Origin of the sequence: Flavobacterium aquatile LMG 4008 = ATCC 11947 (assembly GCF_000757385.1) — a bacterium.
GTDB classification, from domain to species: domain Bacteria; phylum Bacteroidota; class Bacteroidia; order Flavobacteriales; family Flavobacteriaceae; genus Flavobacterium; species Flavobacterium aquatile.
The window spans coordinates 406,332-422,051 of the sequence record NZ_JRHH01000002.1 but is presented as its reverse complement, the minus strand read 5'-3'; the positions used below and the strand labels follow the sequence as shown (position 1 = coordinate 422,051).

General features: G+C 34.1%; 12 protein-coding genes. All 12 read left to right on the top strand.

What is annotated here, in order from left to right; all coding sequences use genetic code 11:
• The first annotated feature begins 9 nt into the window (after positions 1 to 9).
• The 12 genes from LG45_RS04830 to LG45_RS04775 all read left to right on the top strand — a co-directional run bounded on the left by LG45_RS04830 (position 10) and on the right by LG45_RS04775 (position 15,144).
• Positions 10 to 6,654: a PKD domain-containing protein gene (locus LG45_RS04830; RefSeq protein WP_035124922.1), complete on the top strand. Its 6,645-nt coding sequence runs from the start codon at positions 10 to 12 to the stop codon at positions 6,652 to 6,654.
• Between the two features lie 10 nt (positions 6,655 to 6,664).
• Positions 6,665 to 7,675 (top strand): PorP/SprF family type IX secretion system membrane protein, encoded by a 1,011-nt coding sequence (locus LG45_RS04825; protein ID WP_052087490.1) that lies wholly within the window; start codon positions 6,665 to 6,667, stop codon positions 7,673 to 7,675.
• Positions 7,676 to 7,917: 242 nt separating this feature from the next.
• Positions 7,918 to 8,127 carry a KTSC domain-containing protein gene (locus LG45_RS04820; protein WP_035124921.1) on the top strand — a complete coding sequence of 70 codons (210 nt, stop codon included), beginning with the start codon at positions 7,918 to 7,920 and terminating at the stop codon, positions 8,125 to 8,127.
• A gap of 83 nt (positions 8,128 to 8,210) precedes the next feature.
• A complete protein-coding gene (locus LG45_RS16565) occupies positions 8,211 to 9,335 on the top strand; it encodes a hypothetical protein (RefSeq protein ID WP_052087489.1) in 1,125 nt (374 codons plus the stop codon).
• Between the two features lie 84 nt (positions 9,336 to 9,419).
• The gene (locus tag LG45_RS04810; RefSeq protein WP_035124919.1) at positions 9,420 to 10,145 is read left to right on the top strand and encodes a GYF domain-containing protein; all 726 of its coding nucleotides are present in this window, start codon (positions 9,420 to 9,422) and stop codon (positions 10,143 to 10,145) included.
• 30 nt (positions 10,146 to 10,175) lie between these two features.
• A complete protein-coding gene (locus tag LG45_RS04805; protein ID WP_035124917.1) occupies positions 10,176 to 10,466 on the top strand; it encodes a hypothetical protein in 291 nt (96 codons plus the stop codon).
• 2 nt (positions 10,467 to 10,468) lie between these two features.
• Entirely contained in the window at positions 10,469 to 10,687 is a 219-nt protein-coding gene (locus LG45_RS04800) for a hypothetical protein (protein ID WP_035124915.1), read from the top strand.
• Positions 10,688 to 10,691: 4 nt separating this feature from the next.
• Entirely contained in the window at positions 10,692 to 12,626 is a 1,935-nt protein-coding gene (locus LG45_RS04795) for an ATP-dependent nuclease (protein WP_165570795.1), read from the top strand.
• A gap of 11 nt (positions 12,627 to 12,637) precedes the next feature.
• A complete protein-coding gene (locus LG45_RS04790; protein ID WP_035124912.1) occupies positions 12,638 to 13,666 on the top strand; it encodes a hypothetical protein in 1,029 nt (342 codons plus the stop codon).
• Complete coding sequence (locus LG45_RS04785; protein ID WP_035124910.1) at positions 13,641 to 14,450, top strand: endonuclease/exonuclease/phosphatase family protein; 810 nt, start codon at positions 13,641 to 13,643, stop codon at positions 14,448 to 14,450. Before LG45_RS04790 ends, LG45_RS04785 begins: the two co-directional genes overlap by 26 nt.
• A gap of 68 nt (positions 14,451 to 14,518) precedes the next feature.
• Positions 14,519 to 14,920 carry a hypothetical protein gene (locus LG45_RS16030; RefSeq protein ID WP_052087488.1) on the top strand — a complete coding sequence of 134 codons (402 nt, stop codon included), beginning with the start codon at positions 14,519 to 14,521 and terminating at the stop codon, positions 14,918 to 14,920.
• 11 nt (positions 14,921 to 14,931) lie between these two features.
• Positions 14,932 to 15,144, top strand: a complete 213-nt coding sequence (locus LG45_RS04775; protein WP_035124908.1) for a hypothetical protein — start codon at positions 14,932 to 14,934, stop codon at positions 15,142 to 15,144.
• The last annotated feature ends 576 nt before the right edge of the window (positions 15,145 to 15,720 follow it).

The window sequence follows — 15,720 nt, the reverse complement described above, 5'->3', positions numbered from 1 at the left end:
TTAACCAAAATGAAAAAACTATACCTAATAATAGCAATGGCTATATGCAGCCTTAATTGCTTTAGCACCAATGTTCTACCTCCAAACGCGGCCATTTCAGGAACAACTACCGTGTGTCAAAATGCAACAAGTCCTTTAATCACATTTACAGGAAGTGGTGGAACGGCGCCTTATACATTTACCTATACAATTAATGGTGTTGCCCAACCGCCAATTTCGACAGTAGGAATGAATAATGCAGTAACAGTTGCGGTGAACACAGCAAATGCTGGAAGTTTCAACTATGCTTTGGTAAGTGTACACGATGCTGTAATGCCAACTGTGGAAACTGCTCAAGTAGGAAATGCAATTATCACGATTAATACTCAGGCGAATGCCGACTTAAACTCAACCGCAACTTCAGATTTTTTTAATGGATTTCCAGTATTTAAAATATGTAGTAATCAAGCAACATTAATTGATTTTTTTAACACCTCTTTGACACTTGCTACAAATACAACCTATACTATAAGTTGGGGCGATAGTAGTCCAAATTTCACAGCTACGAATTGGACAACAACAAGTCATAACTATGCAGTTGGATTATGGACGCTAACTTATACCATTACTGCACAAAACGGATGTAATGTAACGAAAATATACAAAGTATTCGTGGGTAACAATCCTGCTGTTGGCTTGGGTAACCCAGGAAATACGGATATTTGTATTACTTCAGATTTAACCTTCCCGATAACAGGAACCGACAATAATCCACCTGGTACCACATATATTGTAACTTTTAATGACGGCTCTGCTCCAGTAAATTTCAGTCATCCTCCACCGCCATCTGTAACACATACTTTTTTAACTACTTCATGTGGTACGTCGAGCAGTATAGCAAACACCACATATCAAAACTCTTTTTATGCAAGTATCGTCGCAGTTAATCCTTGTGATCAATCATCTGCTTCAGTAGTACCAATTAGAATTTCAACACCGCCAATTGCTGATTTTACAGTCCCACAGACAATAAGATGCACAAACACTCAAGTTTGTTTTACCAATAGTTCAACCGGTGGTGATTCTGCCACATCAACGAGTTGCTCTACTCCTAAAATTATTTGGTCAATTTCTCCAAACACAGGATATGTTTTAGCAAGCGGAACATTAGGTAATGATTTTGGTTCAACCAATACCAATACATGGTCAAGTGGAACAAATGCAATTTGCCCAATTTTTTCTGTAGCTGGTACTTACACTATCACGATGAAAATCGGAAACAGGTGTGCCATAGACACAATTACCAAAACCATCTGCATTGAGCCCCCATTAACACCATCATTCACAGTAAACAATAACAGTGGTTGTTCGCCATTAACTGTTACCACAAACAACACTACTTCACCTATTAATCAATGTACTCCAACGGTTTATACGTGGAGCGTAAGTTATGCAGCAACTAATTGTGGTTCAAGTATAACTCCAATTCCAAACCAAACCGCAACCAATGCTACGTTCAACTTTATAGAAGCAGGAACCTATACAATAACCTTAACCGCTACAAATTCGTGCGGAAGCGCAACGGCAACTCAAACAGTAATTGTAAAAAAACCCCAAACAATATCAATTGCTGCTATTAGCAACTTCTGTGGTACTGCAAATATAAATCCAGTTGCAAATGTGCCAGCTTGTGTTCAACCAACTAGTTCGTTAAGCTATGCATGGAGTTTTCCGGGTGGTAATCCGTCAACTTCAACTTCTGCAAATCCTGGAACAATAAATTATGCAGTAGATGGAAATTATACGGTCTCATTAATAGTAACAAACGAATGTGGAGCATCAAATACTGCTACGCAAACATTTATAGTCAACCAATCTCCAGTAATAACTAACACCAATCTAAGTCAAACTATATGTTCTGGCACAGCAACAACACTTGTAAATTTAACAGCTAACCCATCAACCACGACCTTTTCTTGGACTGCAACAGCAACCCCTGGAATTACTGGATTTATACCATTTGGAACTAATACAATTCCGGTTCAAACAATAACCACAACAAACACCTCAACTGGAACTGTTACCTACGTAATTACACCATCAATCGGTAGTTGCACAGGCACTCCAATAAATTATGTAATAACGGTAAATCCTTCACCAACCATAACGCCATTACCAGTTTCAAATTCAATTTGCGTTGGAGGAACTGTAACTCCGCTTGTAGTAACTTTGAGTAGTTCGGCAGTTACACCAACTTATCAATGGTATTCCAACACCACTAATTCAACTACAGGAGGAACTGCAATTTTTGGAGAAACAAATGCCAGCTTTTCACCACCAACAAATGGATCTGGAACATTTTATTATTATTGTATAGTTTCTTTCACTTCAGGTGGTTGCTCCACTATTACCTCATCAGTAGCTACAATTAATGTTGCTCCTTCAATAACCATTAGCACACAACCAACTCCAAACCAAAATATATGTGTTGGTGGAACAATTACAACACCACTATCTGTAATCACATCTGGAGGAACAGGTACTCCAAGTTACCAATGGTATAGCAATACTACGAGTACTACAACTGGTGGAACTTTAATTTCTGGTGCTACAAACCCAACTTTCATACCTCCTGCTTTTTCAACTGTCGGAACTTTTTATTATTACGTAATCGTTAGTTTTACAGGAAATGGTTGCGGTAACGCTACAAGTGCAATAGCTCAAATTGATGTCGTACCTGACCCAATAATTACAAGTCAACCCATTGCAACGCAAACGCTTTGTCAAAATGCAACACCAGTAAATTTAACGGTGACCGCTAGTGGTGGAACTGGAACTTTTTCTTACCAATGGTTTTCTACCACAACAGCAACAAATTCGGGAGGAACTCCTGTCGGGACAAACACTCCAAGTTTCACTCCGCCAACAACTGCTATCGGAACTTTTTATTATTATTGTAATATAACACAACCTAATGCAGGATGTAATGTTGCAAGTGATTCTGCTACCATAATAATCAACGCCTCACCAACAATTATAAATCAACCAAGTTCAAGTACGATATGCCAAAACGGTACACCAACAACGTTGTCGTTTACCTATGCTAATGGTTCAGGAACTCCTACTTACCAATGGTTTTCAAATACTTCTAATTCAAATAGTGGAGGAACTAGTATTCCTGGCGAAACCAATCCAACCTATATTCCATCATCAACAAATGTTGGTATCTTTTACTATTATTGTGTGATAACTTTTCCAAATTTAAACGGAAGTTGCTCCAGCGTTCCAACAAACGTAGCGGTTATTACAATAAACCAATCCAGCACAATTGACGTGCAACCTTTACCGACTCAAACAATATGCGTTGGTGGCTCCATTACAAATCCACTAACAGTAAGTTTCATAAACGGAACTGGAACCGCAAGCTACCAATGGTACAGCAACACAATTAATTCAACCTCAGGTGGAACTCCAATCGGAACAAATTCGCCCAATTTTACACCTCCAGTTTTTACAAACGTGGGAAGTTTTTACTACTATGTAATCATAAGTTTTACAGGAAATGGTTGTGGAAACATCACTAGTACACTTGCCCAAATTGACGTTGTAAATGATCCAACAATACTCACGCAACCACTCGCAACGCAAACCCTTTGTCAAAATGCAACACCAACGAATTTGACAGTAACCGCAAGTGGTGGAATAGGTTCAAATTATTCCTATCAATGGTACAGCAATACTACCAACAATACTACTACTGGTACTTTAATAACAGGCGCAACTAACGATACCTATACACCATCAACAGCAAATGTTGGAACGCTGTATTACTACTGCATAATCAACCAAGCAACTGGAACTGGTTGTAATGCTACAAGTGCTACTGCAACGGTTGTAGTTAATTTAGCACCAGCTTTTACCAACGCGCTTACTTCAAGTACCATTTGTTTAGGTCAAACGCCATCACCACTAACAGTGGTAACCAATAGCGACGCATTATCACCAACCTACCAATGGTTTTCTAATGTAAATAACTCAAATTCTGGAGGAACATTAATTGTTGGAGCAACAAATGCAACATTTAATCCACCAGCAATTCTAGCAGGAACAACCTATTATTATTGTGAAGTAACCTTTCCAACAATAACTGGTGGTTGCTCAATTATAATTTCAAGTCCAGTTGAGGTTACTGTTAATCAAAATCCAATCATTGCAGCCGAAACTTCCACAATATGCAGCACGACAACCTTTTTGATAACTCCAGCTAATGGCAACGGAAATACGATTCCTAGTGGAACAACTTATACGTGGACCAATCCAACAATCAATCCTGCGGGTGCAATTACTGGAGCTTCTAGCGAAACGTTACCGCAAACATCAATCAGTCAAACATTAATTAACACCACAACAAGTCCTGCAACAGCAACTTATACCGTAACGCCAACATCAGGAACTTGCATTGGAACTAGTTTTCAAGTTACCGTTACTGTAAATCCAGCCATTAATCCAAATACAATAGTTACTAATAACAGTTGTTTTGGAGTAAACAATGCTTCAATCACGACCAACATTACAGGTGGAATTCCTCCTTATACGATTTCTTGGATTGGTCCAAATGCTTTTACATCAGCAGCCACTTCCATAACTAATTTACAACCTGGGAATTATAATTTAACAATTACCGATGCTGGTAACTGTCCTTTTACAAATTCCTATACAATTTCGGAACCAACCGATATTGTAATTTCAAATGATACTATCAATAATGTTTCCTGTTTTGGTGCTTCAAATGGTGCAATCGGTATCACAGTTTCGGGCGGAACTGGAGCCTATTCGTATTCTTGGACACAAAACAATACGCCATTTGCAGCAACAGAAGATATTTCCAATCTTAGTCCTGCAACCTACGTAGTAACGGTTTCAGACGCTAACAATTGCGGACCAAAAATAGCAACATTTATTATTACAGAACCACCATTGTTACAAGTGAATCTTGCAACTCAAACCAATGTGGATTGCTTTGGTTTTGCAACAGGAGCAATAAATATTGATGTCGTTGGCGGAACAGCACCTTACACCTTTTTGTGGTCAAACGGCGCAAGTACCGAAGATATTGCTGCAATTTCAGCAGGACAATATAATGTAGTTGTTACTGACAGTTTAGGTTGTACAAAAAACTTAGCTGTGACAATAACACAATCTACTGAAATCGTAATTACCGCAATAACAACTCCTGTAGAATGTTATGGTGATAACGATGCTACAATAGCAGTTACTCTATCGGGCGGAACAGCTCCTTATCAAACTCAATGGAGCAATCTCGCCGTAGGATTAAATCAAAATAATCTCTCACCTGGAGATTATACAATTACCGTTACTGATGCACTTGGATGTCAAAAGTTGTTAACTATAAACATTCCAAGTCCACCTATTTTTGATGTAAATCCAGTAGTGAACAATATTTCATGCTTTGGAGCTAATGACGGAAGTATTGCCTTGAACTTCGTGGGTGGAATCGCTCCTGTGAATTTAGTTTGGAGTGACGGAAGTCCAGCAGGAACTATTAGAAACAACCTCGGTCCAGGTACGTATTCGGTGGTTATAACCGACGCTAAACCTTGTACTATTTCAAGAACTTTTACAATTCTGGAACCACAACTTTTAGTTTTATCAGCTAATATAACCAATGCATTAGATTGCAATAATGCCAATACAGGAGCAATAAATTTATTGGTTTCAGGAGGAACGCCACCATTTACCACCGTTTGGAATAATGGAGTCAGCACCGAAGATTTAACCAATATTCCTGCTGGAAATTATTCAGTAATAGTAACCGACTCAAATGGCTGTTCAACATCAGGACAATACAGCATTACAAGACCAAGCCCAATTGTCCTTGCAGTAAATACTACTACAACAGCCAACTGCGCTGCACAATCTGCTACACAGAATTTTGAAGCACAAGTTTCAGGTGGTGTTCCGCCATTTCAATTCAATTGGTCCAGTGGAACAACTAGCGGAATAAATAACGAATTGATGACCACAACTCAAGATGGTTTGGTAACACTTACAGCAACAGACGCCATCGGATGCTCAGCAATTTACTCCTTTGATGTAAACTTACCACAACTAGGCACAGCAACTTTTTCCGCTGTTTCCATTGGTTCTACCTCTTACGGATTGTATTCTATTTTAGACCCCATCGAGTTTCAAAGCACCATTTCGGGCGACTATATTTCTGTTTTATGGGATTTTGGTGATGGCACATTTTCTAACGAATTAAACCCAATCCATACTTATTTAATTCCTAATGAATACTATTTAGTTACACTTACTGTAACGTACCCTTTTGGTTGTGTTTATACCACTCAGTTGGCATTAACCGTAGAAAAAGGATATGTTCTGGTAGTTCCAACGGCTTTCACTCCAAGCAATAATGATGGTTTAAATGACACTCTACGACCAGTAACTAGAAGTCTAAAAAACATTCGTTTGGATGTTTATGATACTTGGGGTTCCTTAATATATTCGGAAGTGGGCGATGTTTTAGTAGGTTGGAACGGAAAAATAAAAGACATACCTTCAGAAAATGGAAATTACTATGTAAAAGTCAGCGCTGAAACATTCTACGGAACTATCATCAACGAAAATCAAACTTTTGTACTTATAAAATAAACGCCATCCCATGAAATCAAAACACCTTTTATTAGTACTACTAAGTTTCGTTAGCTTTCAAGTGAAGGCACAAGATCCTGTATTTACACAATTTTCTCTAATTCCTGAAACACTAAATCCTGGGTTTACTGGGTTTCAATACAACTGGCGCGCTGGAATTATTCACAAACGACAATGGCCAGACGGAAACAGAGTCATCGACACCGATTTTGGATTTCTAAACAAAATGGTGGGCGAACATGCCGCACTAGGAATAACAATTCTCAACAACCGCGAAGCCTTTACAAATTACAATTACCTACAAGTAAACGCTGCCTATTCCTATAAAGTAGAATTGGATTATGAATGGAGTATTAGACCAGCACTAGAAGTGGGTTTTGGAACAAAAAGTTACAATTTTAGAAACTTACTTCTTGAAGATCAGATAAACGGCAATACAGGTGAAATTGATGGAGGAACAGTAGATCCCGGAGTTCTAGGACAAAAAAACAACATCAATTTTATCGATATTTCGGCTGGATTTATAGTAGATAATGGTATTGGTTGGTTTGGCGCAAGCATTAAACACCTTAACCGACCTAATATTTCCTATTTAGATGGTGGAAATGAGCCGCTAGATTTATTTTTAAGCATCCACAGTGGTTATGCACTCGAAATTGAAGGATCACCGTCTAGTATTTTTCCCGAAGAATCCAAAGTGCTAATTACCGCCAACTACATGCGACAATCGCAATTCAACAGATTGGATATTGGAGGTGCGTTAAAATTCAACCAAATACTTCTCGGAGCCAACCTAGTCACCAATCCAGAGGGAAAAAGTAAAAACAGTCATTTAATAACCTCCGTGAATCCTTATGTTTCAATACATTTTGGCGATTTTAATTTCGGATATTCCTACGACATTAGCACTTCCAAGCTAGGACATACTCAAGGCATACACGAGCTTTCGCTTACTTGGCAATTAAGGTTTTGTGAATCTTGCGTAGCTACCGTCAACAAATACTACGACTACAATAAATAATCTCAAATTCTTTATAATTACCTGATCGACACAAGCGCAACAGATGTGAGTTACCAAACTCACTAATAACCACAACCTAAACGATTCTAATTTTAGGTCAGTTTATTTTTTTATCACTTTACGGTTTTCCGTAAAGAATACCTGTTTTTTGGTTCTAAGTTTGAAAAATTATTTTAGAAATAACGTTTCACTTTAGTAAAACACTTTGTACAATAAGTACAAAAACCGCCAATAATAAAACCATGACCAAATATCCAGTAAACGCCAAAAATATCCTAAAAGTGGGATTTGATGAGGAAAAAGAAATTTTAGAAATTGAGTTCAAACTCAATGTAATTCACCATTATTTTAATGTGCCAATAGACGAGTTTGTTGCCTTTATGAAAGCAAGCGACAGCGAAGAATTCTATTTCAATTACATCCAATGCCACTATCATTTTGATATTTTTTAATTTTTTTTACCCTTTTACGGTTTTCCGTAAAATACATAATTCTAATGGTTTTAAGTTTGATAAAACTTTAAAACTAAATAGTCATGGCAGTATTCGCAATACCCAATCCCAAAAAAACAACCCAAGTTGATTTTCCTATTGACAGAGTTAAATTTAGTGTTCTCAACATAAATTTAGAAAACAACAAATATAAATTTACAAAAGCAAATGAGATATTCAATCAATACACTTATGAAGCTACAGAATTTCTAAGTTTAGGTGTTTTTATAGATATTAATTTAAATAAAATAAGTGAAGAAAAAACCGAAATAACTGTAGAAATCAGAAGAAAACTTGGAACTTTTGATCAATCATTCGAAGTAACAAAAGCAAATGAACATTTAGTCAAAATCTTCGATTGTATAGCAAACCTAACTACCAAAACTCCAGAAGAAATCGAGAATCTGAAAAACACTCAAATTGCAAAAGTAACAGCAAAAAATAGTAGTCCTAATAAAACTAAAAACACAAGTAACTTTAATCAAGAAAGTCACTCAACAAATAATAAATGGTATGAGAAAACAGGATTAGTTATTTTTTTATGCATAATATTTTTCCCTGTCGGACTTTACGCTCTATGGAAAAATTCATCAATTGCTAAAGGATGGAAAATTGCTGTTACCAGCTTAATTTCGATAATTTTAATTGCAAATATTGGAGGTGATAAAACAACTAATACCACACAAACAATTAAAGAAGAAACTGAACAAACAATTGGCACTGTCACTGTAGAAACGCCAATAGCGCCAACAGTAAAATGGCAGTTTTCAGAAGATGTTGATAAAATGACTTCTAAAACAGTAAACTACGCATCCATTCAAGCCAATGAAGAATTAGAATTTAATTTTCCCTATGATGGAGGTTCAGTAGCTACACTTACTATCAGAAAAAAAGATGGCACTATTGATATCTATCTTAATGTATCAAAAGGACAATTTAATTCAAGTTACGATGGAGGCTCGATTAGAATTAAGTTTGACAATGATTCTCCAAAAACCTTTTCGTTTTCTGCCGCATCTGATGGTAGCTCTGACATAATTTTCATTAATTCAACTAAAACAATCATTTCAAAACTGAAAACAACCAAACAAATGATTATTGAAGTAGAATTCTATAATGAAGGTTTAAGACAAATTGAATTTGATGTTGATGGGTTTGAGTGGAAGTAAAAAATCATTATTCGATTATAAGAACCGAACCTAAATAGAAATTTAGATTTATAAACTTCAACTAATAACATTTTATTTTTAAGCATGAAACAATACTACATTTCCATTAATAACGAGCAAGTTGGTCCACTATCGTTTGAGGAACTTAAAGAAAAGAAGATATCAAGTGTCACCATGGTTTGGTTTGAAGGACAAACTGATTGGAAAAAAGCAAGCGAGATTGATGAATTAAAAGATTTATTAAAATCAATTCCACCACCAATTAACACTTTTACGCAAGTTCCACCTTTGCCTACAAATGAAAGTCAAACATCTATTGAAGATGAGGAAGACGAGCCTGTTAAGATTATGGGACTCAGTAAAAATATTTTCTACACTGTTTTAACTCTTATGCTAATAACAATTGTTATTATCGTTTTAAATAGTTTTCAAAATAAAGCAGAACAACTACAACAAATAAATAATGCCACAGAAACGCACAATCAACAGCTAGAACTTCAGCAAAAAGAAATTGAAGAACAAAAGGCACGAATTGTAGAACAAGAGAAAATCGAAGCCGAAAGAATAGCAAGAGAAAGAAAACAAGCAATAGAAAACAGACTTTCAGAAATAACAAGCCAATTAAACACAAGTTACAAAAACTTAGAGAAGGCAAAACAGAAACTAAATGACGTAAGTGCTTTTAAGCTTCTCAGAACTTCAAGTGATAGAAACCAACAAATAAATACCGCACAAAGTTATGTTGATTATTACACAGAAGAAATACAAAAATTAGAGACGGAATATGAAAAGATCAATTCTAATAAATAATAAATTAATCAACCTTAATAACAAAAAAGTATGAACCATAAAATTATTGAAGCAATAGAAAATCAAAATATAATTGAATTCTATTACGAAGGTGAATTAAGATTAGTTGAGCCACATTGTTATGGATTGACTACAGCAGGAAATGAAGGGTTACGTGCCTTTCAAGTTGATGGGTATTCTTCCTCTGGCAAATTTGGTTGGAAGATGTATGATTTAGGTAAAGCTGATGATTTATCTATTACTGAAGATTCATTCGATGGTCCGAGAACAGGTTACAAAAGAGGCGATAAAGGAATGGATGAAATTTATGCTGAATTATAGCTATGGAAAGATATAGAAATTCAAGCGGAAATTCTGGAGTGTATGGTTATGAAATAGGAAATGACTATATTAGAGTCAAATTTTCAGGCACTTCTAAAATTTACAGTTACAGTTACAGAAAAGCAGGAAGTCATCATGTTGAAAAAATGAAGTCATTAGCGAGGAGCGGTTCGGGATTGAATAGTTATATTAATAGCTATGTGAAATTTAAATATGATTAATATTATGAGATCAAAACTATTAAATATAACTATAAAAAATTTAGGATGTATTGGAGAAGAAGGTTTGACTGTTGATTTAGATAATATTTTATGTCTTGTTGGTCAAAATAATTCTGGAAAATCAACTATATTAAGGTCTTACGAACTAGCCGTTGGAACACAGTCATATTCTTTTGACAAAGATTACTGTAAAAGATCATCTGAAAAAACCTCAGTTGAAATTTCTGTCCATATTCCTGATGGAATTGGAAACATTGCCGAAAAATGGAAAGAAAAAGTAGGAGATTTATCAATAGTTAGAAGTAAATGGGAATGGGAATTAAATGGTTTAAAAACTAGAAAAACTTATGACCCTGAAATTCAAGATTATGCAGATGAAGGGAATGCAGCTGGATTAGATAATGTTTTTAACAGTAGATTACCAATACCTTTTAGAATTGGTGCCTTGGATAGCTCTAATTCTGAATTAAAACATTTACTAAAACTAATAGTAGATCCTATAGCAGAAAGCCTTAAAGAAAAATTAGATGATGAAAACTCTGAATTAAGTAAGGCTTTAGAAGTTTTTAGTAATGAAGCAAAGATTCCTGTACAAGAACATAAAGCTAAAATTGAAAGTTATAATGAGGAAATAACGAAAAGCCATAACAAAATCTTTCCAAACCTAATAATAGATTTAAATATTGGAATGTCAGAAATTAAAGTTGACCCTATACAAGCATTGATAAATGGTTCAAAGTTAAATATAAAAGAATTTGGTGATAATGTAGATTGGGATCAGCAAGGCACTGGTTCACAAAGAGCACTTTTCTGGTCTCTACTGCAAGTACGCTCAAGATTACAATCAATGAATAACATTAAAGTTGAAAAAGAAAAGAAAGCTAAGGCTTTAGAAAAAGAGATTAAGAAACTGGAGGCAGATAAACAAAAAGCAAAAACAGAGCCTACAATTAAAGCAAAACAAATTTCTATAGATGAAAAAACCGCAGAATTATCTAAGTTAATAAGTGGAGAAATCCTTGATGATGAAAATAATTCGGAAGATGTTGCTTTACCTGGGTATATGCTTTTAATCGATGAACCAGAAATTGCACTTCACCCAAATGGAATTAGAGCAGCTTCAAAGTATTTATATGATTTAGCAAAAGATGATTCTTGGCAAGTAATGTTGACAACTCACAGTCCACTTTTTATTAATCCTTTTGAAGATCATACAACAATTGTAAGATTGTCACGAAACGAGGGTAGTCCTTCACCACGAACATATAAATCTGACAATATTAAGTTTGAGGATACAGAGATAGATGAATTAAAATTATTAAATAATTTTGATCAGAATCTTTCAGAAATGTTTTTCGGTCAGTATCCAATTATTATTGAAGGAGATACCGAATTTGCATCTTTTGAGAGGATCATGCAAATTGAAACTGAGAAATATCCGCTTGTTTTACGTCCTATTTTTATAAGAGCAAGGGGTAAGTTTACTATTGTCCCAATTATGAAAATGCTTCAGCATTTTAAAGTTAATTTTTCTGTTTTACATGATTCAGACTATCCAAAAAACAAGAATGGTCATGTAAACGGAGTTTGGACAGGAAATCAAAATATATATAAACAGATACAAGAGGCAAGAAAAGTAGGTCTCAAAGTAATTCACAGAATTTCAATATCTACTTTTGAACTAGAGCACTTAGGTGTTTATTTTGATGAAGATCAAAATATATTGTTACCTCCAGCCAAATCAAAACCTTGGATAATGTACAATGAAATTAAAGAAGATATTAATGTGAAAAAATCAGTTGAAAAAATATTTGATGAATTATTAAACTCTCAATCATCAGAAGAACCTTTTGATAAAGATTTTAATGTTTCGCTTGAAAAAAATTTTAATGATTGGGTAAAGAAAAATAAAATAAAAGATTCTAGATTTACAATTTAATAAATATTTACATGTCATTATCCTTAAACCAAAAACTCAAACGTGTTGAAATTTCAAGTTTTGAAATCGAAAATCAAATCGTTTTCAATTACTTTGATAACCTGTCTGCTAATGAACGAGACGAAAAATTACTTCGTGCTATTTACATTGGTGTTTTGGCATTAATGGAAGATCGAATTTCAGCTTTCTTAGCTAAAACTAATAATGAATTGGGTACTGAATTAGAAAGTCTAAAAATGATTTTCGAAATGAAAAAAGAGTTGTTTTATAAATCAACCATCAAAGGAACTTTAGCCGAAGATGAAATTGCTGATTTCTTAAACAACTATTTTTCTGAAAGAAGATTAAAAGACAAAGCTTTCTTAACTGGAAACACAGCTGGTAATCTTCCAAAAAATAAAACTGGAGATATTATTTGTGAGGTAAATGGTTCACCAGATTTAAAGATTGCCATTGAATGTAAGTTTGATAAAAGTATTCGCTTTGGCGAAATTGAAAATAAAGAAATTTTCATTCGAAAAACAGACACGGCATGGAGTCAATTAATAGAAGCTCAAGCCAACAGAGATTCAAAAGTTAGTATAATTGTTTTTGATATTTCATTAGTAGATAATTCCATTCTTAAGAACTTTGACAATGTCGGTTACATTCCGGAAGTTGGTTTTGTGGCAATTATCAATTCTCAAAAAGGAGATTATTCAAATCTTGCAATTGCTTATATGTTAGCTCGTGATATTGCGACAAATGCAAAAGAAATCGAATTAGACAAGAATGTTTTAGCAATGATTGTAAATAGAATAATTAAAGACATCAATGAAATTTTGTCAATTAAATCTCTAGTTTTAAATAACATTGATAACAACAAAACAATTCTAAAACAATTAGATAAATCAATGCTATTAATGGAATTCAATCAAGAATATTTAAAACGTTTCCTAATTCAAGGAACATTAACCAAAAAAGATTTACTTGATTTTTATATGGGCGAAGATATTAAAGACAAATACAAATTGATTGAAAAAGATATTGAAAGTATTTAGTCTTTTACTTCTACTCTCCACAACCACTTTCTCCCAAATAAAACTCCTTTCCTGGAACGTAGAAAATTTGGGAAGTTCCAAGTCAGACAGCACTATTGTTTTTATAGCCAACACAATTAAAAATTACGATGTTGTTGCTTTACAGGAAGTAGTGGCTGGCGATGGTGGTGCGCAAGCCGTAGCACAACTCGCGGACGAACTCAATAGAAAAGGAGCAAAATGGGATTATGTTATAAGTAATGCTACAAGCAGTAGCGCCTACAAAGTAGAACGGTATGCCTTTCTCTGGAAAACAGCCAAAGTCAAGAAAATTGGTAAAGCATGGCTAGAGAAAAAGTACCATCTGGAGATAGATAGAGAACCATTCTATGGCACATTCGAATACAACAACAAGCAATTTACACTCGTCAACTTTCACGCCATAACCAAAAAGAAACAACCCGAAACTGAAATCAAATACTTCAAATATTTGCCTGCGCAATATCCAAATCTAAACTTGCTCTTTGTGGGCGATTTCAATTGTCCGCAATCGCATACCGTTTTCAATCCGTTAAGAAAGATGGGCTATCAATCGGCATTTTTGGATCAAAAAACATCTCTTAAGCAAGAATGTAAAAACGACAATTGCCTCGCATCAGAATTTGATAATATTTGGTACAAAACTGCCAATATCACAATATCAAAAACAGAAGCCATCCTTTTCTACACCAATTTTGAAACCCTAAAACAAGCAAGAACAATCTCCGATCACATTCCTATTGCCATTACATTTTCAATCAATTAATAAGTGATTACGGTTTTCCGTAAAATTTAAACAGTCGCTATGATTATTTTTACAAAAACACAATAGTCATGAAAAAAACACTACAATTTCTTGTCGCATTAATTGCAGCAACACTATTATTCAATACTTGTAGAAAAAAAGAAACAGCTAAAGCACAACCATTAGTTCAAGAAGTAGTGCAAGAAATAACAATTGACTCGATTACCAATCATCATGAAGATACAACATATCAATACGAATACCGAACAGGTGAATCGGGAGATTATCAATACAATTATGATGTAATTGCTACTGATGTTGACGAAAATGAATTTGAAGGAAACATCAATGTTGAAGGAAAATACGGAAAAGGAACAATAACCGATTTAGAGGGTAACGAAATAGAAATAACTACCGAATGGATAGGCTACGGAAAACTTCTAGGAAAAGATCATGATAGTAACGAATATGAAATACTGGTAAAAAATTAATACATTTACGTATGAAAAAACTAATAATCCTTTTTTCTTTTCTGGTTTTTACTTCGTTTACAAAAACTATAGAAGAGGTATATGTATGTCAAAGCAAAGGAGCAACAAAATATCATTACAAAGAAACCTGTCGCGGACTAAATGCATGTAAACATACAGTAGTAAAAAAATCTATTAAAGATGCAAAAGCAATAGGACTAACTTTATGCGGTTGGGAAGATTAATTTATTATAGATTTTGTAACAAAAAAATAGTAAATCGTTACAAATTGCAATTAAATTCCTAACAAGTCAATTCAAATTTAGCTGCATTTATGCAAATTAATTTGCTTATTTAATAGGTCGTACTATCAATTCTGTTTTTATTTTTTTTCCGAATCTAATTTTGTGCTTACTAGTAACAATTTTACTATTATTCAATAGAAGTTGTTGTTATTTTTTATTCAAGGACAAGTATTGAAATTATCTAACGAATCAATACAAAACAATACATTTTTACTATTACTTTTTCAATAGTTTTCTATAAGTTGATTTGATGAAAAAATGTATTTGAAATCTATATTATTTCAATAGAAAACAATACACTTTTTCAATAGTTTTCTATAAGTTGATATGATAAATAAAATGTATTCGAAGTCTAAATTATTTCAATACAAAACAATACGCTTTTTCTATTACTTTTTCAATAGTTTTCTATAAGTTAATATGATAAATAAAATGTATTTGAAGTCTAAATTATTTCAATAGAAAACAATACGCCTTTTCTATTATTTAATAGATAGCTCATCTATTCAAAAGGAA